Source organism: Streptomyces sp. NPDC058052 (genome assembly GCF_042885515.1).
In the GTDB taxonomy this organism is placed as follows: Bacteria; Actinomycetota; Actinomycetes; order Streptomycetales; family Streptomycetaceae; genus Streptomyces.
Genome location: NZ_JBHVRX010000009.1, coordinates 131,069 through 152,770, shown reverse-complemented (window position 1 = coordinate 152,770; position 21,702 = coordinate 131,069). Strand labels below are relative to the sequence as shown.

At 72.0% G+C, this 21,702-nt stretch carries 17 protein-coding genes; 16 read left to right on the top strand and 1 reads right to left on the bottom strand.

The window, feature by feature from the left end:
* Nucleotides 1–7: 7 nt before the first annotated feature.
* The 14 genes from ACFVU3_RS15435 to ACFVU3_RS15370 all read left to right on the top strand — a co-directional run bounded on the left by ACFVU3_RS15435 (nt 8) and on the right by ACFVU3_RS15370 (nt 16,168).
* Nucleotides 8–2,011 carry a peptidoglycan D,D-transpeptidase FtsI family protein gene (locus tag ACFVU3_RS15435; protein ID WP_390066396.1) on the top strand — a complete coding sequence of 668 codons (2,004 nt, stop codon included), beginning with the start codon at nt 8–10 and terminating at the stop codon, nt 2,009–2,011.
* 18 nt (nt 2,012–2,029) lie between these two features.
* Entirely contained in the window at nt 2,030–3,724 is a 1,695-nt protein-coding gene (locus ACFVU3_RS15430) for a UDP-N-acetylmuramoyl-L-alanyl-D-glutamate--2,6-diaminopimelate ligase (protein WP_390066395.1), read from the top strand.
* A gap of 4 nt (nt 3,725–3,728) precedes the next feature.
* Entirely contained in the window at nt 3,729–5,153 is a 1,425-nt protein-coding gene (gene murF, locus ACFVU3_RS15425; protein WP_390066394.1) for a UDP-N-acetylmuramoyl-tripeptide--D-alanyl-D-alanine ligase, read from the top strand.
* Nucleotides 5,150–6,220: a phospho-N-acetylmuramoyl-pentapeptide-transferase gene (gene mraY / locus ACFVU3_RS15420; protein WP_390066393.1), complete on the top strand. Its 1,071-nt coding sequence runs from the start codon at nt 5,150–5,152 to the stop codon at nt 6,218–6,220. Before murF ends, mraY begins: the two co-directional genes overlap by 4 nt.
* Entirely contained in the window at nt 6,202–7,650 is a 1,449-nt protein-coding gene (gene murD, locus ACFVU3_RS15415) for a UDP-N-acetylmuramoyl-L-alanine--D-glutamate ligase (protein ID WP_390066392.1), read from the top strand. The genes mraY and murD overlap by 19 nt, the downstream gene beginning before the upstream one ends.
* A 55-nt stretch (nt 7,651–7,705) precedes the next feature.
* The gene (gene ftsW, locus ACFVU3_RS15410; RefSeq protein WP_390066391.1) at nt 7,706–9,046 is read left to right on the top strand and encodes a putative lipid II flippase FtsW; all 1,341 of its coding nucleotides are present in this window, start codon (nt 7,706–7,708) and stop codon (nt 9,044–9,046) included.
* A 6-nt stretch (nt 9,047–9,052) separates the two neighbouring features.
* Nucleotides 9,053–10,147, top strand: coding sequence for an undecaprenyldiphospho-muramoylpentapeptide beta-N-acetylglucosaminyltransferase (murG, locus tag ACFVU3_RS15405; RefSeq protein ID WP_390066390.1), 1,095 nt, complete (start codon nt 9,053–9,055; stop codon nt 10,145–10,147).
* 25 nt (nt 10,148–10,172) lie between these two features.
* A complete protein-coding gene (locus tag ACFVU3_RS15400; protein ID WP_390066389.1) occupies nt 10,173–10,976 on the top strand; it encodes a cell division protein FtsQ/DivIB in 804 nt (267 codons plus the stop codon).
* A gap of 279 nt (nt 10,977–11,255) precedes the next feature.
* Nucleotides 11,256–12,470 (top strand): cell division protein FtsZ, encoded by a 1,215-nt coding sequence (gene ftsZ, locus ACFVU3_RS15395; RefSeq protein WP_390066388.1) that lies wholly within the window; start codon nt 11,256–11,258, stop codon nt 12,468–12,470.
* Nucleotides 12,467–13,201 carry a peptidoglycan editing factor PgeF gene (gene pgeF, locus ACFVU3_RS15390; protein WP_390066387.1) on the top strand — a complete coding sequence of 245 codons (735 nt, stop codon included), beginning with the start codon at nt 12,467–12,469 and terminating at the stop codon, nt 13,199–13,201. The genes ftsZ and pgeF overlap by 4 nt, the downstream gene beginning before the upstream one ends.
* Before the next feature lie 5 nt (nt 13,202–13,206).
* Nucleotides 13,207–13,926: a YggS family pyridoxal phosphate-dependent enzyme gene (locus ACFVU3_RS15385; protein ID WP_390066386.1), complete on the top strand. Its 720-nt coding sequence runs from the start codon at nt 13,207–13,209 to the stop codon at nt 13,924–13,926.
* A 121-nt stretch (nt 13,927–14,047) separates the two neighbouring features.
* Nucleotides 14,048–14,668 (top strand): cell division protein SepF, encoded by a 621-nt coding sequence (locus tag ACFVU3_RS15380; protein WP_360318778.1) that lies wholly within the window; start codon nt 14,048–14,050, stop codon nt 14,666–14,668.
* An 80-nt stretch (nt 14,669–14,748) separates the two neighbouring features.
* Nucleotides 14,749–15,039: a YggT family protein gene (locus tag ACFVU3_RS15375; protein ID WP_189945168.1), complete on the top strand. Its 291-nt coding sequence runs from the start codon at nt 14,749–14,751 to the stop codon at nt 15,037–15,039.
* 55 nt (nt 15,040–15,094) lie between these two features.
* Nucleotides 15,095–16,168 (top strand): DivIVA domain-containing protein, encoded by a 1,074-nt coding sequence (locus ACFVU3_RS15370; RefSeq protein ID WP_150227728.1) that lies wholly within the window; start codon nt 15,095–15,097, stop codon nt 16,166–16,168.
* A gap of 168 nt (nt 16,169–16,336) precedes the next feature.
* On the opposite strand, the gene ileS is transcribed toward ACFVU3_RS15370, so the two are convergent.
* The gene (ileS, locus tag ACFVU3_RS15365; protein ID WP_390066385.1) at nt 16,337–19,480 is read right to left on the bottom strand and encodes an isoleucine--tRNA ligase; all 3,144 of its coding nucleotides are present in this window, start codon (nt 19,478–19,480) and stop codon (nt 16,337–16,339) included.
* Nucleotides 19,481–20,041: 561 nt separating this feature from the next.
* Between ileS and ACFVU3_RS15360 the strand changes: the two genes are divergently transcribed.
* Nucleotides 20,042–20,992 carry a TraR/DksA family transcriptional regulator gene (locus ACFVU3_RS15360; RefSeq protein WP_390066384.1) on the top strand — a complete coding sequence of 317 codons (951 nt, stop codon included), beginning with the start codon at nt 20,042–20,044 and terminating at the stop codon, nt 20,990–20,992.
* Nucleotides 20,993–21,105: 113 nt separating this feature from the next.
* On the top strand, nt 21,106–21,684 hold the full coding sequence (gene lspA, locus ACFVU3_RS15355) for a signal peptidase II (protein ID WP_390066383.1): 579 nt from the start codon (nt 21,106–21,108) through the stop codon (nt 21,682–21,684).
* Nucleotides 21,685–21,702 lie beyond the last annotated feature (18 nt).

The window sequence follows — 21,702 nt, the reverse complement described above, 5'->3', positions numbered from 1 at the left end:
CCGAGCAGTGCCCTCGCAGGAGCCCCCGCGCCGCCGCGTCCCCGGACCCGCCCGGCCCGTCCGCCCCCGCTCCTCCTCCGGAGGAGCCGGTGCCCGCGCCGGCGCGGGTGCCCGCGCCCCCCGGCCCGCCCCGGGCCCGGCCGCCCGACGCCCCGCGCCCCGCCCGCCCGCCCGCAGGCCCCGCACCATCAAGCTCGGCAGCCCCCGGCCCCGGCTGCGCCTGATCTCCGTCGGCCTCACCCTCGTCATGCTCGCCTTCGTGGTGCGGCTGCTCCAGGTCCAGGCCGTCGACGCCAGCGCGTACGCGGCCAAGGCCGACAAGTACCGCTTCCAGGAGTACACGCTCTCCGCCGAGCGCGGCGAGATCACCGACCGCAACGGCATCGCCCTGGCCACCAGCGTCGACGCCTACGACATCACCGCGGACCCGAAGCTCTTCACCCCCGAGGAGTCCAGGCTCCGCGACGCGCCCGAGCAGGCCGCCGCCCTCCTCGCCCCGATCCTGGGCAAGGAACCGGCGGAGCTCGCGAAGAAGCTCCGCACCCCCGACTCCCGCTACACCCTGCTGGCCCGCAAGCGGACCCCGCAGGTCTGGAACCAGATCAAGGACCTCAAGCAGGTCTACGCGCAGAAGTCCCGGGAGCCCGGCGGCACCGGGATCAACCTGCTCGGCGGCGTCCTCAGCGAGCCCAGCACCAAACGGGTCTACCCGAACGGCGAACTCGGCGCCGGGATACTGGGATACGTCAACGCCGAGGGCCGCGGCGCCGGCGGCGTCGAGTCCCTGCTCGACCCCGAACTCGCCGGCCGGGACGGGAAGATCCGCTTCACCGCCTCCGGCGGCCGGCAGGTCCCCACCGCCGGCTCCCAGGGCACCCCCGCCGTCCCCGGCTCGGACATCGAGCTCACCATCGACCGCGACATCCAGTGGGCCGCCCAGCAGGCCATCAGCGAACAGGTCCGCAAGTCGAAGGCCGACCGCGGCTACGTCATCGTCCAGGACACCCGCACCGGCGAGGTCCTGGCCATGGCCAACGCCCCCGGCTTCGACCCCAACGACCTCTCCGCCGCCGACGCCGCCGCCATGGGCAACGCCGCCCTCCAGGACGCCTACGAGCCCGGCTCCACCAGCAAGGTGATGTCCATGGCCGCCGTCCTGGAGGAGGGCAAGGCCGCCCCCGACACCCACGTCGTCGTCCCCAACCGGCTCCACCGCGGCGACCGGCTTTTCAAGGACGACATCGACCACAAGACCTGGTACCTGACGCTCAACGGCGTCCTCGCCAAGTCCAGCAACATCGGCACCATCCTCGCCACCGGCCAGCTCGGCAAGGACCAGGCCGAGTCCAACCGCGTCCTCGACGGCTACCTCCGCCGCTTCGGCATCGGCAGCCCCACCGGCCTCGGCTTCCCCGGCGAGACCCCCGGCATCCTCGCCAAGCCCGAGGACTGGTCCACCTCCCAGCAGTACACGATCCCCTTCGGCCAGGGCCTCTCCGTCAACGCCCTCCAGGCCGCCTCCGTCTACTCGACCATCGCCAACGGAGGCGTACGGATCGAACCCACCCTCGTCCGCGGCACCAAGGGCCCCGACGGCCGCTTCACCCCCGCCGCCGAGCCCGACGAGAACCGGGTCGTCAGTGAGAAGACCGCCAAGACCCTCGCCCAGATGCTGGAATCCGTCGTCGAGGACCGGGAGGGCACCGGCACCAGGGCCGCCATCCCCGGCTACCGCGTCGCCGGCAAGACCGGCACCGCCAACCGCGTCGACCCCGAACTCGGCCGCTACAAGGGCTACACCGCCTCCTTCGCCGGCTTCGCCCCCGCCGACCAGCCCCGCGTCACCGTCTACTGCGCCATCCAGAACCCCACCAAGGGCAGCTACTTCGGCGGCCAGATCTGCGGCCCCATCTACAAGAAGGTCATGGAGTTCGCGCTCAAGACCCTCCACGTGGCCCCCACCGGCAGCGCGTCCCCCCGCCTGCCGGTCACCTTCGAACCCACCCCGTGACCCCCGGGAGCACCACCAGTGACGACGATCACCCCCCACTCCGGGAACCGGAAATCGAACTCCGGCGACGCCCCCGGCTCGTTTGGTCCCCCGCAGGGTGCGCCCGGTACGCTCACCGCCGTGCCACACGCTGATCAGTCCCGAACCGCCCCGCCCCGCCCGGAGCGGGCCCGCCCGACACCCCTGGGCGAGCTCGCGGCACGGCTGGACACCGAGATCCCCGACGCCGCACAGGACGTCCCCGTCTCGGGCATCACCCACGACTCCCGGGCGGTACGCCCCGGGGACGTGTACGCGGCCCTGCCCGGTGCCCGCCTGCACGGCGCCGACTTCGTCGCCCAGGCCGCCGGCCTCGGCGCCGCCGCGGTCCTCACCGACCCGGCCGGAGCCGACCGCGCCGCCGCCACCGGCCTGCCCGTCCTCGCCGTCGCGGACCCGCGCGGCCGGATGGGCGAACTCGCCGCCGAGATCTACGGCCGCCCCGGCGCCGACCTCCTCCAGATCGGCATCACCGGCACCTCCGGCAAGACCACCACCGCCTACCTCGTCGAGGGCGGGCTGCGCGGCGCCGGCAAACACACCGGCCTCGTCGGCACCGTCGAGATGCGCATCGGCGACGAGCGCATCAAGTCGGAGCGCACCACCCCCGAGGCCACCGACCTCCAGGCCCTCTTCGCCGTCATGCGCGAGCGGGGCGTCGAGGCCGTCGCCATGGAGGTCTCCAGCCACGCCCTCGTGCTCGGCCGGGTCGACGGCTGCGTCTTCGACGTCGCCGTCTTCAACAACCTCAGCCCGGAGCACATGGAGTTCCACTCCGACATGGAGGACTACTTCCGGGCCAAGGCCGTCCTCTTCACCCCCGAGCGCAGCCGGATCGGCGTCGTCAACGCCGACGACGAGTACGGCCGCAGGCTCGCGAAGGAGGCGGCCGTCCCGGTCGTCACCTTCTCCGCCGAGGGCCGCGCCGACGCCGACTGGCGCGCCGAGGACGTCGTCCTGGGCGCCGCCGACTCCACCTTCACGGCCGTCGGCCCCGAGGGCGTGCGGATCCCCGCCACCGCCCCGCTGCCCGGCCCGTTCAACGTCGCCAACACCCTCGCCGCCATCGCGACCCTCGCCACCGCCGGGCTCGACCCGCGGACCGCCGCCGACGGCGTCGCCGCCGTCCCCGGCGTCCCCGGCCGCCTGGAGCGCGTCGACGCCGGCCAGCCGTACCTCGCCGTCGTCGACTACGCGCACAAGACCGACGCCGTCGAATCGGTGCTGCGCTCGCTGCGCGAGGTCACCGAGGGCCGGCTGCACGTGGTCATCGGCTGCGGCGGCGACCGGGACACCACCAAGCGCGGCCCCATGGGCGCCGCCGCGGCCCGGCTCGCCGACACCGCCGTACTGACCTCCGACAACCCCCGCTCCGAGGACCCGCTCGCGATCCTCACCGCCATGCTCGCGGGCGCCGCCGAGGTGCCCGCCGCCGAGCGCGGTGACGTCCTGGTCGAACCCGACCGGGCCGCCGCCGTCGCCGCCGCCGTCGCCCGCGCCCGGCCGGGCGACACCGTCCTGGTCGCCGGCAAGGGCCACGAGCAGGGCCAGGAGATCGCCGGGCAGGTCCGTCCCTTCGACGACCGCCAGGTCCTCCGCGCAGCGATCGAGGCGGCGGGCGGAACCCCCGCCGCCGCAGCGATCGGACACCGTCACCAGAACAGTCAGGGATGAAGCAGTGATCGCCCTCTCCCTCGCCGAGATCGCCGAAATCGTCGGCGGGCAGGCGCACGACATACCGGATCCGGGTGCCCGGATCACCGGGCCCGTCGTCATCGACTCCCGCGAGGTGAAGCCCGGCAGCCTCTTCGCCGCCTTCGCCGGGGAGCGCGTCGACGGCCACGACTACGCGGAGCGCGCCGTCGCGGCGGGTGCGGCGGCCGTGCTCGCCACCCGCCCCCTCGGCGTCCCCGCGATCGTCGTGGACGACGTGCAGACCGCGCTGGGCGCCCTCGCCCGCGTGGTCGTCGAGCGGCTCGGCACCGATGTCGTCGCCCTCACCGGCTCGGCCGGCAAGACCTCCACCAAGGACCTGATCGCCCAGGTCCTCGACCGCCACGCGCCCACCGTCTGGACGCCCGGCTCCCTCAACAACGAGATCGGCCTGCCGCTCACCGCGCTCAGGGCGACCGGGGAGACCCGGCACCTCGTCCTGGAGATGGGCGCCCGCGGGATCGGCCACATCCGCTACCTGACCGGGCTCACCCCGCCCCGGATCGGGCTCGTCCTGAACGTGGGCACCGCCCACATCGGCGAGTTCGGCGGACGCGAGCAGATCGCCGAGGCCAAGGGCGAGCTCGTCGAGTCCCTGCCGTCCGCCGAGGACGGCGGCATCGCGGTCCTCAACGCCGACGACCCCCTCGTCCGCGCCATGGCGAGCCGCACCAAGGCCCGCGTGACCCTCTTCGGCGAAGCGGACGAAGCGGCCGTACGTGCCGAGAACGTGCGTCTCACCGACTCCGGACGCCCCTCTTTCCGGCTTCACACACCCACCGGGTGCAGCGACGTGACCTTGCGCCTGTACGGTGAGCACCACGTGTCGAACGCGCTCGCAGCGGCCGCCGTCGCGCACGAGCTGGGCATGCCTGTCCAGGAGATCGCCACCGCGCTCTCCGAGGCCGGCTCCCTGTCGCGCTGGCGCATGGAGGTCACCGAGCGTCCGGACGGCGTGACGATCGTCAACGACGCCTACAACGCGAACCCCGAGTCCATGCGAGCCGCCCTGCGCGCGCTCGCGGCCATGGGCCGGGCCGGACAGGCCCGCGGGGCCCGTACGTGGGCGGTGCTCGGCAAGATGGCCGAGCTCGGTGACGCGTCGCTCGCCGAGCACGACGCGGTCGGACGGCTCGCCGTCCGGCTCAACGTCAGCAAGCTCGTCGCGGTCGGGGACAGGGAAGCGTCCTGGCTGCAACTGGGCGCCTATAACGAGGGTTCGTGGGGTGAGGAGTCGGTGCACGTGTCCGACGCGCAGGCGGCTGTCGACCTGTTGCGCAGGGAGCTGCGCCCGGGGGACGTGGTCCTGGTGAAGGCGTCCCGCTCGGTCGGTCTGGAGCAGGTCGCCCTGGCGCTGCTCGACGGTGAGGGCGAGGTATCGGGCCGATGAGGCAGATCCTCTTCGCGGGGGCCATCGGCCTCTTCCTGACCCTGATCGGCACCCCGCTGCTCATCAAGCTGCTCGCCCGCAAGGGATACGGGCAGTTCATCCGGGACGACGGCCCGCGCGGCCACGCCGGGAAGAAGGGCACGCCCACCATGGGCGGCATCTCCTTCATCCTGGCGACGCTCATCGCGTACGCCCTCGCCAAGGTGATCACCGGCGAGGACCCGACGTACTCGGGCGTCCTGGTGCTGTTCCTGATGACCGGCATGGGCCTGGTCGGCTTCCTCGACGACTACATCAAGATCGTCAAGCAGCGTTCGCTGGGCCTGCGGGCCAAGGCGAAGATGGCCGGCCAGCTCATCGTCGGCATCGCCTTCGCGGTGCTCTCGCTCCAGTTCGCGGACCTGCGCGGGCTCACCCCGGCCTCCGAGAAGCTCTCCTTCATCACCGACTTCGGCTGGTCGATCGGCCCGGTCCTCTTCGTGGTCTGGGCGCTCTTCATGATCCTGGCCATGTCCAACGGCGTGAACCTGACGGACGGTCTGGACGGCCTGGCCACCGGCGCCTCCGTGATGGTCTTCGGCGCCTACACCTTCATCGGGCTGTGGCAGTTCCAGGAGTCCTGCGCCAACGCGCTGACCCTGACCAACCCGAGCGCCTGTTTCGAGGTCCGCGACCCGCTCGACCTCGCGGTCGTGGCCTCCGCGCTCATGGGAGCCTGCTTCGGCTTCCTGTGGTGGAACACCTCGCCCGCCAAGATCTTCATGGGTGACACCGGCTCCCTCGCGCTCGGCGGCGCGCTGGCCGGTCTCGCCATCTGCTCCCGTACGGAGCTGCTGCTCGCGCTGCTCGGCGGCCTGTTCGTGCTGATCACCATGTCCGTGGTCATCCAGGTCGGTTCGTTCAAGATGACCGGCAAGCGCGTCTTCCGGATGGCCCCCCTCCAGCACCACTTCGAACTCAAGGGGTGGTCCGAGGTCCTGGTCGTCGTCCGGTTCTGGATCATCCAGGGCATGTGCGTCATCGTGGGCCTGGGCCTCTTCTACGCGGGATGGGCAGCCGACAAGTGAGCGAAGAGCTGGACTGGCGGGGCAAGCACGTCACGGTCGCGGGGCTCGGGGTGTCCGGCATCCCGGCCGCCCGGGCCCTGGCCGCCCGGGGCGCCGTGGTGACCGTCGTGAACGACGGGGACGACGAGCGCTCCCGGGCGCAGGCCGCGGAGCTGGAGGCGGAGGGGATCACCGTCCGCCTCGGCGACGGGGCGACCCTGCCGGCCGGCACCGAGCTGGTCGTCACCACCCCCGGCTGGCAGCCGGACAAGCCGCTCTTCGCGGCCGCCGCCGAGGCGGGCGTGGAGATCTGGGGCGACGTCGAGCTGGCCTGGCGCCTGCGAGGCCCGGACGCGGCCCCGTGGCTGGCGATCACCGGCACCAACGGCAAGACCACCACGACCCGGATGCTCGCCTCCATCCTGGAGGCGGCCGGGCTGAAGACCGCCGCCGTCGGCAACATCGGCGTCTCGCTCCTCGACGCCGTGCTCGACGAGGAGTCGTACGGTGATCTCGACGTACTCGCCGTGGAGCTCTCCAGCTACCAGCTGCACTGGGCGCCCTCCGTGCGCGCCCACTCGGCCGCCGTGCTCAACCTGGCGCCCGACCACCTCGACTGGCACGGCTCCATGGAGGCGTACGCCGCCGACAAGGGCCGGATCTACGAGGGCAACCAGGTCGCCTGCGTGTACAACGTGGCCGACCCGGTGACCGAGGACCTGGTCCGCGAGGCCGACGTCGAGGAGGGGTGCCGGGCCATCGGCTTCACCCTCGGCACCCCCGGCCCCTCCCAGCTCGGCGTCGTCGAGGGCATCCTCGTCGACCGGGCCTTCGTCGAGAACCGGCAGAAGAACGCCCAGGAGCTGGCCGAGGTCGCCGACGTGCAGCCGCCGGCCCCGCACAACATCGCCAACGCGCTCGCCGCGGCCGCCCTCGCCCGCGCCTTCGGCGTCGAGCCGCAGGCCGTACGGGACGGGCTGCGGGCCTTCCGCCCCGACCCGCACCGGATCGAACTGGTCGAGGAGGTCGAGGGCGTGACCTACGTCGACGACTCCAAGGCCACCAACACCCACGCCGCCGAAGCCTCGTTGGCCGCCTACGACCCGATCGTCTGGATCGCCGGCGGCCTCGCCAAGGGCGCGACCTTCGACGAGCTGGTGCAGAACTCCGCGAAGCGGCTGCGCGGGGCCGTCCTGATCGGCGCGGACCGCGCGCTGATCCGCGAAGCCCTGGCGCGACACGCCCCGGAGGTCCCGGTGGTGGACCTCGACCGGACCGACACTGGGGCGATGTCCGAGGCGGTCCGTGAGGCGGCCCGGCTCGCCCGTCCGGGGGACACCGTCCTCCTGGCCCCGGCCTGCGCCTCGATGGACATGTTCACCAACTACAACAAGCGGGGCGAGGCGTTCGCGGACGCGGTCCGCGCCCTCGCCGCCACCGGGGACGCCTGACCCGACCACTGCGAGGGTCCGGCCGTACCGGGCCTGACCGGAGGGGGCAGCGACCATGCCGAGCAAGATCGCCGGGACACGCCGGCCCTCCGCCCGACCGGGCGGAGGGCGGGCCCCCGCGACCCCGGGAGGGGCGCGCGGCGGAGGCGTACGCGGGCTCTACACGCGGGCGCAGCGGGCCTGGGACCGGCCGCTCACGGCGTACTACGTGATCATCGGCGCGGGGCTGCTCATCACCACGCTCGGCCTGGTGATGGTCTACTCGGCCTCGATGATCACGGCGCTCCGCTACGAGCTGGTGCCGTCCTACTTCTTCCGGAAGCAGTTCTTCGCGGCGCTCCTGGGCACCGGTCTGCTCCTGGTCGCCTCGCGGATGCCGGTGAAGCTGCACCGGGCGCTCGCCTACCCGATCCTGGTGGGCGCGGTCTTCCTCATGGTGCTCGTCCAGATCCCGGGGATAGGGCACTCCGTCGGAGGCAACCAGAACTGGATCTCGCTGGGCGGCCCGTTCATGCTCCAGCCCAGCGAGTTCGGCAAGCTGGGGCTGATCCTGTGGGGCGCCGACCTGCTCGCCCGCAAGCAGGACATGAGACTCCTCACGCAGTGGAAGCACATGCTCGTGCCGCTGGTTCCGGGCGCGTTCATGCTGCTCGGGCTGATCATGCTCGGCGGCGACATGGGCACCGCGATCATCCTCACCGCGATCCTTTTCGGCCTGCTGTGGACGGCCGGCGCCCCCACCCGCCTCTTCGTGGGCGTGCTCGCCGTGGCGGGCGCCCTCGGCGCGCTGCTCATCAGGACCAGCCCGCACCGGATGGACCGCTTCCAGTGCATCGGCGCCACCGATCCGGGCGGTGAGGGGGCCCCGTGCCTCCAGGCCGCACACGGAATCTATGCTCTGGCGTCGGGCGGATGGTTCGGTTCCGGACTCGGCGCGAGTGTGGAAAAATGGGGCCAACTACCCGAAGCGCACACCGACTTCATCTTCGCGGTCACCGGTGAGGAACTGGGCCTCGCGGGGACGCTGTCGGTCGTCGCCCTGTTCGCGGCCCTAGGCTATGCGGGTATCCGCGTGGCCGGACGCACGGAGGACCCCTTCGTGAGATTCGCCGCGGGAGGCGTGACCACCTGGATCACGGCCCAGGCCGTGATCAACATCGGTGCGGTGCTCGGTCTGCTGCCGATCGCCGGTGTCCCGCTCCCGCTGTTCTCGTACGGGGGGTCGGCCCTGCTGCCGACCATGTTCGCCGTCGGGCTCCTGATCGCCTTCGCGCGACAGGATCCCGCCGCGAAAGCGGCCCTGGCCATGCGCCGCCCCGGCTGGGGCAAGCGGGCCGGGGTGAGATGGAAGTCGATGCGACGGCGCGTCAAGAAGCGCCCGTCCGGAGAGCGGTGAATTTCGGTGCATGTCGTACTCGCCGGCGGGGGGACCGCCGGTCACATCGAGCCGGCGCTCGCCCTCGCGGACGCCCTGCGCAGGCAGGACCCGAGCGTGGGCATCACGGCGCTGGGCACGGAGAAGGGCCTGGAGACCCGGCTCGTGCCCGAGCGTGGCTACGAGCTGGCGCTCATCCCCGCCGTACCGCTGCCCCGCAAGCCCACCCCCGAGCTGATCACCGTCCCCGGACGCCTGCGCGGCACCATCAAGGCCGCCGAGCAGATCCTGGAGCGCACCCAGGCGGACTGCGTGGTCGGCTTCGGCGGTTACGTGGCGCTGCCCGGCTATCTGGCCGCCAAGCGGCTCGGCGTGCCGATCGTGGTCCACGAGGCCAACGCCCGGCCCGGCCTGGCCAACAAGATCGGCTCCCGGTACGCGGCCGCCGTCGGCGTCGCCACCCCGGACTCCAAGCTCCGCAACGCCCGTTACATCGGCATCCCGCTGCGGCACACCATCGCCACCCTCGACCGGGCCCGGGTCCGGCCCGAGGCGCGCGCCGCCTTCGGCCTCGACCCCAACCTGCCCACGTTGCTGGTCTCCGGCGGCTCGCAGGGAGCCCGCCGGCTCAACGAGGTCATCCAGCAGATCGCCCCGGTGCTCCAGCGCTCCGGCATCCAGATCCTGCACGCGGTCGGCCCCAAGAACGAGGTGCCGCGTGTCGACAACATGCCCGGAATGCCGCCCTACGTGCCGGTACCGTACGTGGACCGGATGGATCTCGCGTACGCCGCGGCCGACATGATGCTCTGCCGCGCCGGCGCGATGACCGTCGCCGAGCTCTCCGCCGTCGGACTGCCCGCCGCCTACGTCCCGCTGCCCATCGGCAACGGCGAACAGCGGCTCAACGCGCAGCCGGTGGTCAAGGCCGGCGGCGGACTCCTCGTCGACGACGCGGAGCTGTCGCCGCAGTGGGTCCAGGCCAACGTCCTGCCCGTGCTGGCCGATCCGCACCGGCTGTACGAGATGTCCCGCGCCGCCTCCGAGTTCGGCCGCCGGGACGCCGACGACCTGCTCGTCGGCATGGTGTACGAGGCGATCGCCGCCCGCCGCCAGGCGTAGCGGAGGACCGAGGGAAGAGGCGCGCGTGGCAGCCGGACCGACGACCGCGGAGAAGAGCGGCACCGGGAAGCCGAAAGGATCGTCGGACCGGCAGCCCCGGCCGGAGGGCGCCGGCGGACGGTTCCGTCCGACCGGACTGCGACTCGCCCTGATCGCCGCCGGTGCGCTCCTGCTCGCCGGCGGCACGGTCTGGGCCCTCTACGGGTCGACCTGGTTCCGTGTGGAACGTGTGAAGACTTCGGGCACGGCGGTGCTCACCCCGGCGGAGGTCGAGGCCGTCGCCGCCGTCCCGGTCGGCGCTCCGCTGGTCACCGTGGACACCGAGGGGATCGAGGCGCGGCTCCGGGAGGAACTGCCCCGTATCGCCTCGGTCGAGGTATTCCGGTCCTGGCCGCACGGAATCGGTCTGAAAGTGACGGAACGGAAACCCGTGCTGCTTCTGGAGAAGCGCGGAGCTTTCACCGAAGTCGACTCCACGGCCGTCCCGTTCGCGACCGTCACCACACCGACCCGCGGAGTGCCCCGGCTCGTCCTCGACGCGGCCGCTTCGCCCAGCCTGCGCCGCTTCGACGCGGACCGGCTGCTGGCCGAGGCGGTGCGCGTACGGAGTGAACTCCCGGACGCGATCGCGAAGGACACTCGTGTCGTACGCCTCTCCTCGTACGACTCCGTCACTCTGGAGCTGACCCGGGATCGCACCGTCTTCTGGGGCAGTGCCGAACACGGGCCCGCGAAGGCCCGGGTGCTCACCGCCCTCATGAAGGCGACCCCCAAAGCGGGGCACTTCGATGTAAGTGCCCCCAGCGCGCCCGCCTCGTCGGGGAGTTGACGCGCATCCGCGCCGGCCAGCACCCTGGTTGGCCAGCGCTACGGGTGATCACATAGGGTGAAAAGAAAAACGGGAGGTTCGGCGTGTTCGTTGAACGCGCGCCACTTGTCGACTTAGTGTCCTGTTCGGAAGAGTCCAGCGAACAGAGACACTGGTAACCCTAAACTTCAACGTTAGGGTTGGGGTCGGCGTCCCGGACCACCCCATCGGCATCCGTCGTCGCGGCGCGTCAACCACGGCGCAACGACGACACGTAACTCGAGGCGAGAGGCCTTCGACGTGGCAGCACCGCAGAACTACCTCGCAGTCATCAAGGTCATCGGTGTCGGCGGCGGTGGTGTCAATGCCATCAACCGAATGATCGAGGTCGGTCTCAAGGGCGTCGAGTTCATCGCCATCAACACCGACGCACAGGCACTGTTGATGAGCGACGCCGACGTCAAGCTCGACGTCGGCCGTGAACTGACCCGCGGCCTCGGGGCCGGGGCCAACCCTGCCGTCGGCCGCAAGGCGGCCGAGGACCACCGCGAGGAGATCGAGGAGGTCCTCAAGGGGGCCGACATGGTCTTCGTCACCGCCGGCGAGGGCGGCGGCACCGGCACCGGCGGCGCGCCCGTCGTCGCCAACATCGCGCGCTCGCTCGGCGCCCTGACGATCGGCGTGGTCACCCGCCCGTTCACCTTCGAGGGCCGCCGGCGCGCCAACCAGGCGGAGGACGGCATCGCCGAGCTCCGCGAAGAGGTCGACACCCTCATCGTCATCCCGAACGACCGCCTGCTGTCCATCTCGGACCGCCAGGTCTCGGTCCTCGACGCCTTCAAGTCGGCCGACCAGGTCCTGCTCAGCGGCGTCCAGGGCATCACCGACCTCATCACCACCCCGGGTCTGATCAACCTCGACTTCGCCGACGTCAAGTCGGTCATGTCCGAGGCGGGTTCCGCCCTCATGGGCATCGGCTCCGCCCGCGGCGACGACCGCGCGGTGGCCGCCGCGGAGATGGCGATCTCCTCGCCGCTCCTGGAGGCGTCCATCGACGGCGCCCGCGGTGTGCTCCTCTCCATCTCCGGCGGCAGCGACCTCGGTCTCTTCGAGATCAACGAGGCCGCCCAGCTGGTCAGCGAGGCCGCCCACCCGGAGGCCAACATCATCTTCGGCGCCGTCATCGACGACGCCCTCGGCGACGAGGTCCGGGTCACCGTGATCGCGGCCGGCTTCGACGGCGGCCAGCCGCCGGCCCGCCGGGACAACATCATCGGCTCGGTCTCCGCCAAGCGCGAGGAGCCGGCCCCGGCCCCCCGCATCGCCGAGGCGCCCCGCCCGCTCGGCGGCCTCGGCACGGTGACGCCCCGCGAGGAGCCCGTCGCCGCGCCGGTCGAGCAGGCCCCGGCCGTCGGCGAGACCTCGCTGCCGCCCGTTCCGCCGGTCGTCCCGCCGGCCCGCCCGTACACGGACAGCCCCGCCGAGGAGCTGGACGTGCCGGACTTCCTGAAGTGATAGGGCACCGCTTCACCACGAACGGCGCGCACTTCGCCTTCACCGACAGGTGGGGCGGGGTGAGCGCCGTTCCGTACGAGGAGCTCAACCTCGGCGGCGCCGTCGGCGACGACCCGGAGGCCGTCCGGGCCAACCGGGCCCGCGCCGCCGCCGGGCTGGGGCTCGACCCGGGCCTGGTCGTCTGGATGAACCAGGTCCACGGCGCCGGCGTCGCCGTGGTCGACGGCCCCTGGGACGGCGGCGACGCCGTCCCCGCCGTCGACGCGATCGTCACCACCCGCCGCGGACTCGGCCTCGCCGTCCTCACCGCGGACTGCGTGCCCGTCCTCCTCGCCGACCCGGTCGCCGGGGTCGTCGCCGCCGCCCACGCCGGGCGGCCCGGCATGATCGCCGGAGTCGTCCCCGCCGCCGTCGCGGCGATGACGGAACGGGGCGCCGAGCCCGGCCGGATCGCCGTCCGCACCGGCCCCGCCGTCTGCGGACGCTGCTACGAGGTCCCCGAGGCGATGCGCGCCGAGGTCGCCGCCGTCGAACCCGACGCGCACGCCGAGACCTCCTGGGGCACCCCCGCCGTCGACGTCGCCGCCGGGGTCCGTGCCCAGCTGGCCCGGCTCGGGGTGACCGACGTCGAGGACACCGGGGTCTGCACCCTGGAGTCCCCGGACCACTACTCGTACCGACGCGACCGCACCACAGGGCGACTCGCGGGATATGTCTGGTTGGGCAGGTAAGAGGCATGACGGACCGTAAGGCCGAACTCGCGGAGAATCTCGCGCGGGTGGAGGAGCGGATCGCGGCGGCCTGCGCCGCCGCCGGACGCCCCCGCGAGGAGGTGACCCTCATCGTCGTCACCAAGACCTACCCGGCGAGCGACGTGCGGATCCTGCACGGACTCGGGGTGCGGCACGTGGCGGAGAACCGCGACCAGGACGCCGCTCCCAAGGCGGCCGCCTGCGCCGACCTCGATCTCACCTGGCACTTCGTCGGTCAGTTGCAGACGAACAAGGTCAGATCCGTGGTGGGTTATGCCGATGTGGTGCAGTCCGTCGACCGGCTCAAGCTCGTCTCCTCTCTCTCCACGGGCGCGGAGAGGGCCGGGCGGGAGCTCGGCTGTCTGGTCCAGGTCGCCCTCGACGCCGAGGCGGGCGGCCGCGGCGACCGAGGCGGCGTGGCTCCGGACGGGATCGAGGAGTTGGCCGCCGCGCTCGACGAGGCGCCCGGGCTGCGGCTCGACGGCCTGATGACGGTCGCCCCGCTCGTCGGCGCGTACGCCGGGCGGCAACGCGCCGCCTTCGACCGGCTGATGGATTTGTCGACTGCCCTGCGCGCGACCCGTCCGGCTGCGAACATGGTCTCGGCGGGCATGAGCGCGGACCTCGAGGACGCCATCGCTGCCGGGGCGACACACGTACGCGTCGGTACGGCGGTACTCGGTGTGCGCCCGAAGCTCGGGTAACGTCGCGAAGCAGGTCGGACCACAGCAGAAAATATGGTCATTCCGCGAACGGCGGGGTGACCCGTGGATCGCGGGCACTTGGTGACGAGGCCGATCCACCACAGAGCGGAGGAATCGGAGCATGGCCGGCGCGATGCGCAAGATGGCGGTCTACCTCGGTCTCGTGGAGGACGATGGGTACGACGGCCGGGGCTTCGACCCCGACGACGACTTCGAGCCCGAGCTGGAGCCGGAGCCCGAGAGGGAGCGGCGTCACACCCCTCCGCGCCAGATCGAGCGCGAGGAGCCGGTGCGCGTGGTGCAGCCCCCCGCCCCCCGGGAACCCGTCGCCCACTCTGTCCCGGTACTCGCCGAAAGCGGACGTCCGGCCCGAATTGCCCCCGTGGCATCCATCACACCCGAACGCCCGAGCCTGGAGAAGAACGCACCGGTGATCATGCCCAAGGTCGTGTCCGAGCGGGAGCCCTACCGCATCACCACGCTGCACCCCCGGACCTACAACGAGGCCCGTACCATCGGGGAACACTTCCGTGAGGGCACCCCGGTGATCATGAACCTCACGGAGATGGACGACACGGACGCGAAGCGACTTGTCGACTTTGCCGCCGGACTCGTCTTCGGGCTCCATGGCAGCATTGAGCGCGTGACGCAGAAGGTGTTCCTGTTGTCGCCTGCTAACGTCGATGTCACGGCGGAGGACAAGGCCCGGATCGCAGAGGGCGGATTCTTCAACCAGAGCTGAGAACGAGACCGGACGGACCGGCCGCGCGAGTGGCCGGAGCAAGCTGAGCACACGAGAGCCAGGGGAGAGGGAAACGCGGGATGGGCGTCGCACTACAGGTGGTCTACATCGCGCTGATGTGCTTCCTCGTCTTCCTTATCTTCCGGCTGGTCATGGACTACGTCTTCCAGTTCGCCCGTTCATGGGAACCCGGCAAGGCGATGGTGGTCGTTCTGGAGGCCACCTACACTGTCACCGATCCACCGCTCAAGCTTCTGCGGCGGCTCATCCCGCCGTTGCGTCTCGGGGGCGTGGCACTCGACCTGTCCTTCTTCGTTCTGATGATCATCGTCTACATCCTCATCTCCGTCGTGAACTCCCTCGCGAGGTGAGTGTGGACGATACGGTCCTGCCGACTGCCGACGACTACGTAGAGGTGAAGAAGAGATGCCGCTGACCCCCGAGGACGTGCGGAACAAGCAGTTCACGACCGTCCGCCTTCGAGAAGGCTATGACGAGGACGAGGTCGATGCCTTTCTCGACGAGGTCGAGGCCGAGCTGACCCGCCTGCTCCGCGAGAACGAGGACCTGCGCGCCAAGCTGGCCGCCGCGACGCGCGCCGCCGCGCAGAACCAGCAGCAGGCCATGCGCAAGCCCCCGGAGCCGCAGGACAACCGTCCCGTCGGTCCCGGCGCCCCCGTGCCCGCGGCCATATCCGGTCCGCCGGTCCAGCAGCAGCCGCCGCAGATGGGCCCGCCGCAGCTGCCTTCCGGCGCTCCTCAGCTTCCCGCCGGCCCCATGCAGGGCGGACCCATGGGTCCGGGCCCGATGCAGGGCGGTCCGATGGGTCCCGGCCCGATGCAGGGCGGCCCCATGGGTCACCCGCAGCAGCAGCAGATGCAGCCGCAGCCCCCGCAGCAGCCCGGTGGCGACAGCGCCGCCCGTGTCCTCTCGCTGGCCCAGCAGACCGCCGACCAGGCGATCGCCGAGGCCCGCTCCGAGGCCAACAAGATCGTCGGCGAGGCGCGCTCCCGCGCCGAGGGCCTGGAGCGGGACGCCCGCGCCAAGGCGGACGCTCTTGAGCGGGACGCGCAGGAGAAGCACCGCGTCGCGATGGGCTCCCTGGAGTCCGCCCGCGCCACGCTGGAGCGCAAGGTCGAGGACCTGCGCGGCTTCGAGCGCGAGTACCGGACCCGTCTGAAGTCCTACCTGGAGTCCCAGCTGCGTCAGCTGGAGACCCAGGCGGACGACTCGCTGGCTCCGCCGCGGACCCCGGCGACGGCCTCGCTGCCGCCGGCCCCGTCCATGGCGTCGGCCGGTGCGGGCGCGCCGTCCTACGGCGGCAACGGCCCGATGGGCGGCGGTCCGTCCATGGGCGGTGCCCCGTCCTACGGCGGCCAGCAGCAGATGTCCCCGGCGATGACGCAGCCGATGGCACCGGTGCGGCCGCAGGCGCCGCAGCCGATGCAGCAGGCGCCGGCGCCGATGCGGGGCTTCCTGATCGACGAGGACGACAACTGAGGCGGCGCCTGAGCGTGCGTTGAGCACGTAGCCGTCGGCAGCCGAAGGGCCAGGACTGGATCCACTCCAGCACCTGGCCCTTCGCCGTGTCCGGGCCCGGCTCACGCCCCCGCGGCATGCGGAAGGGCCCCGCACTCCCTGGGGAGTGCGGGGCCCTTCGCGTGCGGGTCAGACCTTGCGCAGGTGGAAGGTGAGGGCGAGGGGCTCGTCCTCGAAGGCGGGGCCGTAGCCGTCGGAGGGCGCGCCCTCCGCGTAGTCCGTCGCCAGGACCTCGTCCGCGATGAGGCCCGCGTGGGCCCGGAGGGCCTCCGCGGTCTCGGGGGAGGCGGAGGCCCAGCGCAGCGCGATGCGGTCGGCGACGTCGAGGCCGCTGTTCTTGCGGGCCTCCTGGATGAGGCGGATCGCGTCACGGGCGAGGCCCGCCTTGCGCAGCTCCGGGGTGATCTCCAGGTCGAGGGCGACCGTCGCGCCGGAGTCGGAGGCGACCGACCAGCCCTCGCGCGGGGTCTCCGTGATGATGATCTCCTCGGGGGTGACGGTGATGGTCTCGCCGTTCACCTCCAGGCTCGCCTCGCCGTCCCGCAGGGCCAGCGCCAGCGCCGCCGCGTCGGCCGCGGCCACGGCCTTGGCGACGTCCTGGACGCCCTTGCCGAAGCGCTTGCCGAGCGCGCGGAAGTTCGCCTTGGCGGTGGTGTCGACCAGCGAGCCGCCGACCTCGGAGAGGGAGGCGAGGGAGGTGACGTTGAGCTCCTCCGTGATCTGGCCCTGGAGCTCCGGGGAGAGCGCCGCGAAGCCCTTCGCCGCCACCAGCGCGCGGGAGAGCGGCTGGCGGGTCTTCACGCCGGACTCGGCGCGGGTCGCGCGGCCGAGCTCGACGAGCCGGCGGACGAGGACCATCTGCTCGGAGAGGGTGCCGTCGACGAGGGCGGCGTCGGCCTCCGGCCAGGTGGCGAGGTGGACCGACTCGGGGGCGTCCGGGGTGACCGGGACGACGAGGTCCTGCCAGACCCGCTCGGTGATGAACGGGGTCAGCGGGGCCATCAGCCGGGTGACGGTCTCGACGACCTCGTGGAGGGTCCGCAGGGCCGCCTTGTCCCCCTGCCAGAAGCGGCGGCGGGAGCGGCGCACGTACCAGTTGGAGAGGTCGTCGACGAAGGCGGACAGCAGCTTGCCGGTGCGCTGGGTGTCGTACGCCTCCATCGCCTCGGTGGCCTCGGCGACGAGCGTGTTCAGCTCGGAGAGCAGCCACTTGTCGAGGACGGAGCGGTCGGCCGGGGCCGGGTCGGCGGCGGACGGCGCCCAGCCGGACGTACGGGCGTACAGGGCCTGGAAGGCGACCGTGTTCCAGTACGTGAGGAGGGTCTTGCGGACGACCTCCTGGATGGTGCCGTGGCCGACGCGGCGGGCCGCCCAGGGGGAGCCGCCGGCGGCCATGAACCAGCGCACGGCGTCGGCGCCGTGCTGGTCCATCAGCGGGATCGGCTGGAGGATGTTGCCGAGGTGCTTGGACATCTTGCGGCCGTCCTCGGCGAGGATGTGGCCGAGGCAGACCACGTTCTCGTACGAGGACTTGTCGAAGACGAGGGTGCCGACGGCCATCAGCGTGTAGAACCAGCCACGCGTCTGGTCGATGGCCTCGGAGATGAACTGCGCCGGGTAGCGGCTCTCGAACAGCTCCTTGTTCTGATACGGGTAGCCGTACTGCGCGAACGGCATGGAGCCCGAGTCGTACCAGGCGTCGATGACCTCGGGGACGCGGACCGCTTCGAGGGAGCAGCCCTCGGCCGGGCACGCGAAGGTGACGTCGTCGATGTACGGGCGGTGCGGGTCGAGCGAGGACTGGTCGGTGCCGGTCAGCTCGGTCAGCTCGGCGCGCGAGCCGACGCAGGTGAGGTGGCCCTCCTCGCAGCGCCAGATCGGGAGCGGGGTGCCCCAGTAGCGGTTGCGGGAGAGCGCCCAGTCGATGTTGTTGTTCAGCCAGTCGCCGAAGCGGCCGTGCTTGACGGAGTCCGGGAACCAGTTGGTGTTCTCGTTCTCCTGGAGCAGGCGGTCCTTGACGGCGGTGGTGCGGATGTACCAGGACGGCTGCGCGTAGTAGAGCAGGGCCGTGTGGCAGCGCCAGCAGTGCGGGTAGCTGTGCTCGTACGGGATGTGCCGGTAGAGCAGGCCGCGCGCGTCGAGGTCGGCGGTGAGGGCCTCGTCGGCCTTCTTGAAGAAGACGCCGCCGACCAGCGGGACGTCCTCCTCGAAGGTGCCGTCGGGGCGGACCGGGTTCACGACCGGCAGGCCGTACGCCTTGCAGACCTTGAGGTCGTCCTCGCCGAAGGCGGGGGACTGGTGGACGAGGCCGGTGCCGTCCTCGGTGGTGACGTACTCGGCGTTGACCACGTAGTGGGCCGGGGCGTCGAAGGGGATCAGCTCGAAGGGGCGCTGGTAGGTCCAGCGCTCCATCTCCTTGCCGGTGAAGGACTCGCCGGTGGTGACCCAGCCCTCGCCGAGGGCCTTGTCGAGCAGCGGCTCGGCGACGACGATGCGCTCGTCGCCGTCGGTGGCGACGACGTAGGTGACCTCGGGGTGGGCGGCGACGGCCGTGTTGGACACCAGGGTCCACGGGGTCGTCGTCCAGACGAGGAGGGCGGCCTTGCCGGCGAGCGGGCCGGAGGTCAGCGGGAAGCGGACGAAGACGGAGGGGTCGACGACCGTCTCGTAGCCCTGGGCCAGCTCGTGGTCGGAGAGGCCGGTGCCGCAGCGGGGGCACCAGGGGGCGACGCGGTGGTCCTGGACGAGCAGGCCCTTGTCGAAGATCTGCTTGAGCGACCACCAGACCGACTCGATGTACGAGGGGTCCATGGTGCGGTAGGCATCGTCGAGGTCGACCCAGTAGCCCATGCGGGTCGTGAGCTCGGCGAAGGCGTCGGTGTGGCGGGTCACCGACTCGCGGCACTTCGCGTTGAACTCCGCGATGCCGTACTCCTCGATGTCCTTCTTGCCGGAGAAGCCGAGCTCCTTCTCGACGGCGAGCTCGACCGGGAGGCCGTGGCAGTCCCAGCCGGCCTTGCGGGCCACGTGGTAGCCGCGCATGGTGCGGAAGCGGGGGAAGACGTCCTTGAAGACGCGGGCTTCGATGTGGTGCGCGCCCGGCATGCCGTTGGCGGTGGGCGGGCCCTCGTAGAAGACCCACTCGGGGCGGCCCTCGGACTGCTCCAGGGTCTTGGCGAAGACCTTGTTCTCCTGCCAGAAGTCGAGCACGGCGTGCTCGAGCGCGGACAGGTCGACCTGGGCGGGCACCTGGCGGTACTGCGGCGTGGTCATGCGGCGGACTCTCCTCCGGACGGACATTTCCTGCTTCCGTCGGAGGGACGAGAGCCGTGCTCCCGCGGTACCACCCTCCTTGGCCCCGGGCGTGACCGTCCGGAGCCCCCTCATTGGGGTCGCGACACCGGGTCTAGTCACCGCGCTTCGTGGTGCGTGTCCACGCGGCTTTCTTCCGGCAGCTCCGGGGTGATGCTTCGCATCGGGCTCGCCCCCGGGCTCTCACCGTCCCCGGGTCGCTCATGGCTCGCGTACGACGCTACTGGTCCCCATCGACGCCTCTCGCTGAGGCCAGTGTACGGGGCGCGGGGGTGCCGGGCCGACCGGATTGCGGGTGACCCGAATGGGCACATGGGGCGGTCCGGGGTCGGTGGGGGCCATGTGGGGGACCGGCCGGGCGGATAACCCGGTGGGGAGTTGGGCACCAGTTCCCACGGGTCCGCGCCGAGGGGCGCGGGGCGGGCGGTACGGGCGGCGTGCCCCGTTGCCGCGCGCCTTGGGCCGATTTATCGTCCCACCACGGTGCGCGAGCAAGATCACAAAATGTGAAGGGGCCGCGACATGGTGGCGAAGAAGACCGCCGCGAGGCAGTCCCCGGCCGGTGCCGGGGACCCCGGGGCCGCCGGTTCCCCGGGCGATCCCGAGGCCCCGGAGGGCACGGCCGGGAAGAGGCGCGCGCCGCGGACGTCCGCGGCGGGGACGGCCGCCGCGCGGGCCGCCGGGGAGGGCGCCTCCGAGGCCGCCGCCGGGGAGGCCCCGGCGGAGAAGGCCCCGGCGGGGAAGACCGCCGCCAGGAGGACCGCGCGCGGGACCGCGGCGGGGACCGCGGAGGAGAAGACCCCCGCGAGGAAGGCCCCCGCGAGGAAGGCCGCGGCGGAGAGGCCGGCCGCGGGGAAGACCTCCGCCGGGGAGGCCGAGGCGGCCTCCTCCGGTTCCGGAGAGCCGGGTGGGGACGGGGTCGAGGCGGCCCCGGGCGGGAAGAAGTCCGTGAAGAAGGCCGTCGGCCGGAAGGCCGCCGCGAAGAAGCAGACAGGAGCCAGGACGGTGGCAGCGAAGAAGACCGCGGGTGGCGTCACGACCGCCGACGACGATGCGGCCGTGCCCCCGGCGCGTACCGGGGAGCTCGCGGTACGGCCCGGGGAGGACCCGTGGACGCCAGAGGAGGTCGCCGAGGCCCGCAGCGAGCTCCAGGCCGAGGTGCTGCGGCTGCGCAGCGAGCTGGTCCACTCCCAGGAGGAGCTGACCGGTCTGATGCGGGACTCCGGGGACGGCGCCGGCCACGACGAGGCCGACACGGGCACCAAGAACATCACCCGCGAGCACGAGCTGGCCCTGGCGGCCAACGCGCGGGAGATGCTGGAGCAGTCCGAGCACGCCCTGGAGCGGCTCGACGCGGGCACGTACGGCCTCTGCGAGGTCTGCGGCAAGCCCATCGGCAAGGCCCGCATGCAGGCGTTCCCCCGCGCCACCCTGTGCGTGGAGGACAAGCAGAAGCAGGAACGGCGGGGCTGAGCCCTTCCCGCCCCCCGACGTGCGCGGACCGGCGGTACGGGCTGCCGGTCTCGCACGTCTGTGCCGTACTCTCGGTGCACGGTCAGGCAACGAGGTACGAGGGACTCACTCACGTGGCAGAGGCGGAGAGCGTCATCGGTACGCCGGATTCAGCAGGGGCCGAGGAGTCGGCCGGCCAGGAGCGGCTGCCCGAGGAGGCACCGAAGGGCAAGCGGCGGATCGTCGCGCTCTTCGTGGTGGCCGTCCTCGCCTATCTGATCGACCTCGGCAGCAAGATCGTCGTGGTCGAGAAGCTGGAGGGCCGTGAGCCGATCAAGGTCATCGGCGACCTGCTCCGCTTCGAGGCGATCCGGAACCCGGGCGCGGCCTTCGGCATGGGCGAGGCGTTCACGATCGTCTTCACCTGCATCGCGGCGGCCGTGATCGTGGTGATCGTCCGGCTGGCCCGCAAGCTCTACAGCCTGCCGTGGGCGATCGCCCTGGGCCTGCTGCTCGGCGGCGCGCTCGGCAACCTCACCGACCGGCTGTTCCGCTCGCCGGGCGTCTTCGAGGGCGCGGTCGTGGACTTCATCGCCCCGGCCCATTTCGCCGTCTTCAACCTCGCCGACTCGGCGATCGTCTGCGGCGGCATCCTGATCGTCATCCTGTCCTTCCGGGGCCTGGACCCGGACGGCACCGTCCACAAGGACTGAGCACGCAGGACCGAGCAC

What these genes read in the sequence shown, in the direction of transcription:
- ileS (WP_390066385.1), bottom strand. Translation starts at nt 19,480, where the DNA reads ATGACCACGCCGCAGTACCGCCAGGTGCCCGCCCAGGTCGACCTGTCC.
- ACFVU3_RS15385 (WP_390066386.1), top strand. Translation starts at nt 13,207, where the DNA reads ATGACGGACCGTAAGGCCGAACTCGCGGAGAATCTCGCGCGGGTGGAG.
- murD (WP_390066392.1), top strand. Translation starts at nt 6,202, where the DNA reads ATGGGCAGCCGACAAGTGAGCGAAGAGCTGGACTGGCGGGGCAAGCAC.
- ACFVU3_RS15360 (WP_390066384.1), top strand. Translation starts at nt 20,042, where the DNA reads ATGGTGGCGAAGAAGACCGCCGCGAGGCAGTCCCCGGCCGGTGCCGGG.
- ACFVU3_RS15375 (WP_189945168.1), top strand. Translation starts at nt 14,749, where the DNA reads ATGGGCGTCGCACTACAGGTGGTCTACATCGCGCTGATGTGCTTCCTC.
- ACFVU3_RS15380 (WP_360318778.1), top strand. Translation starts at nt 14,048, where the DNA reads ATGGCCGGCGCGATGCGCAAGATGGCGGTCTACCTCGGTCTCGTGGAG.
- ftsW (WP_390066391.1), top strand. Translation starts at nt 7,706, where the DNA reads ATGCCGAGCAAGATCGCCGGGACACGCCGGCCCTCCGCCCGACCGGGC.
- ACFVU3_RS15370 (WP_150227728.1), top strand. Translation starts at nt 15,095, where the DNA reads ATGCCGCTGACCCCCGAGGACGTGCGGAACAAGCAGTTCACGACCGTC.
- mraY (WP_390066393.1), top strand. Translation starts at nt 5,150, where the DNA reads ATGAGGCAGATCCTCTTCGCGGGGGCCATCGGCCTCTTCCTGACCCTG.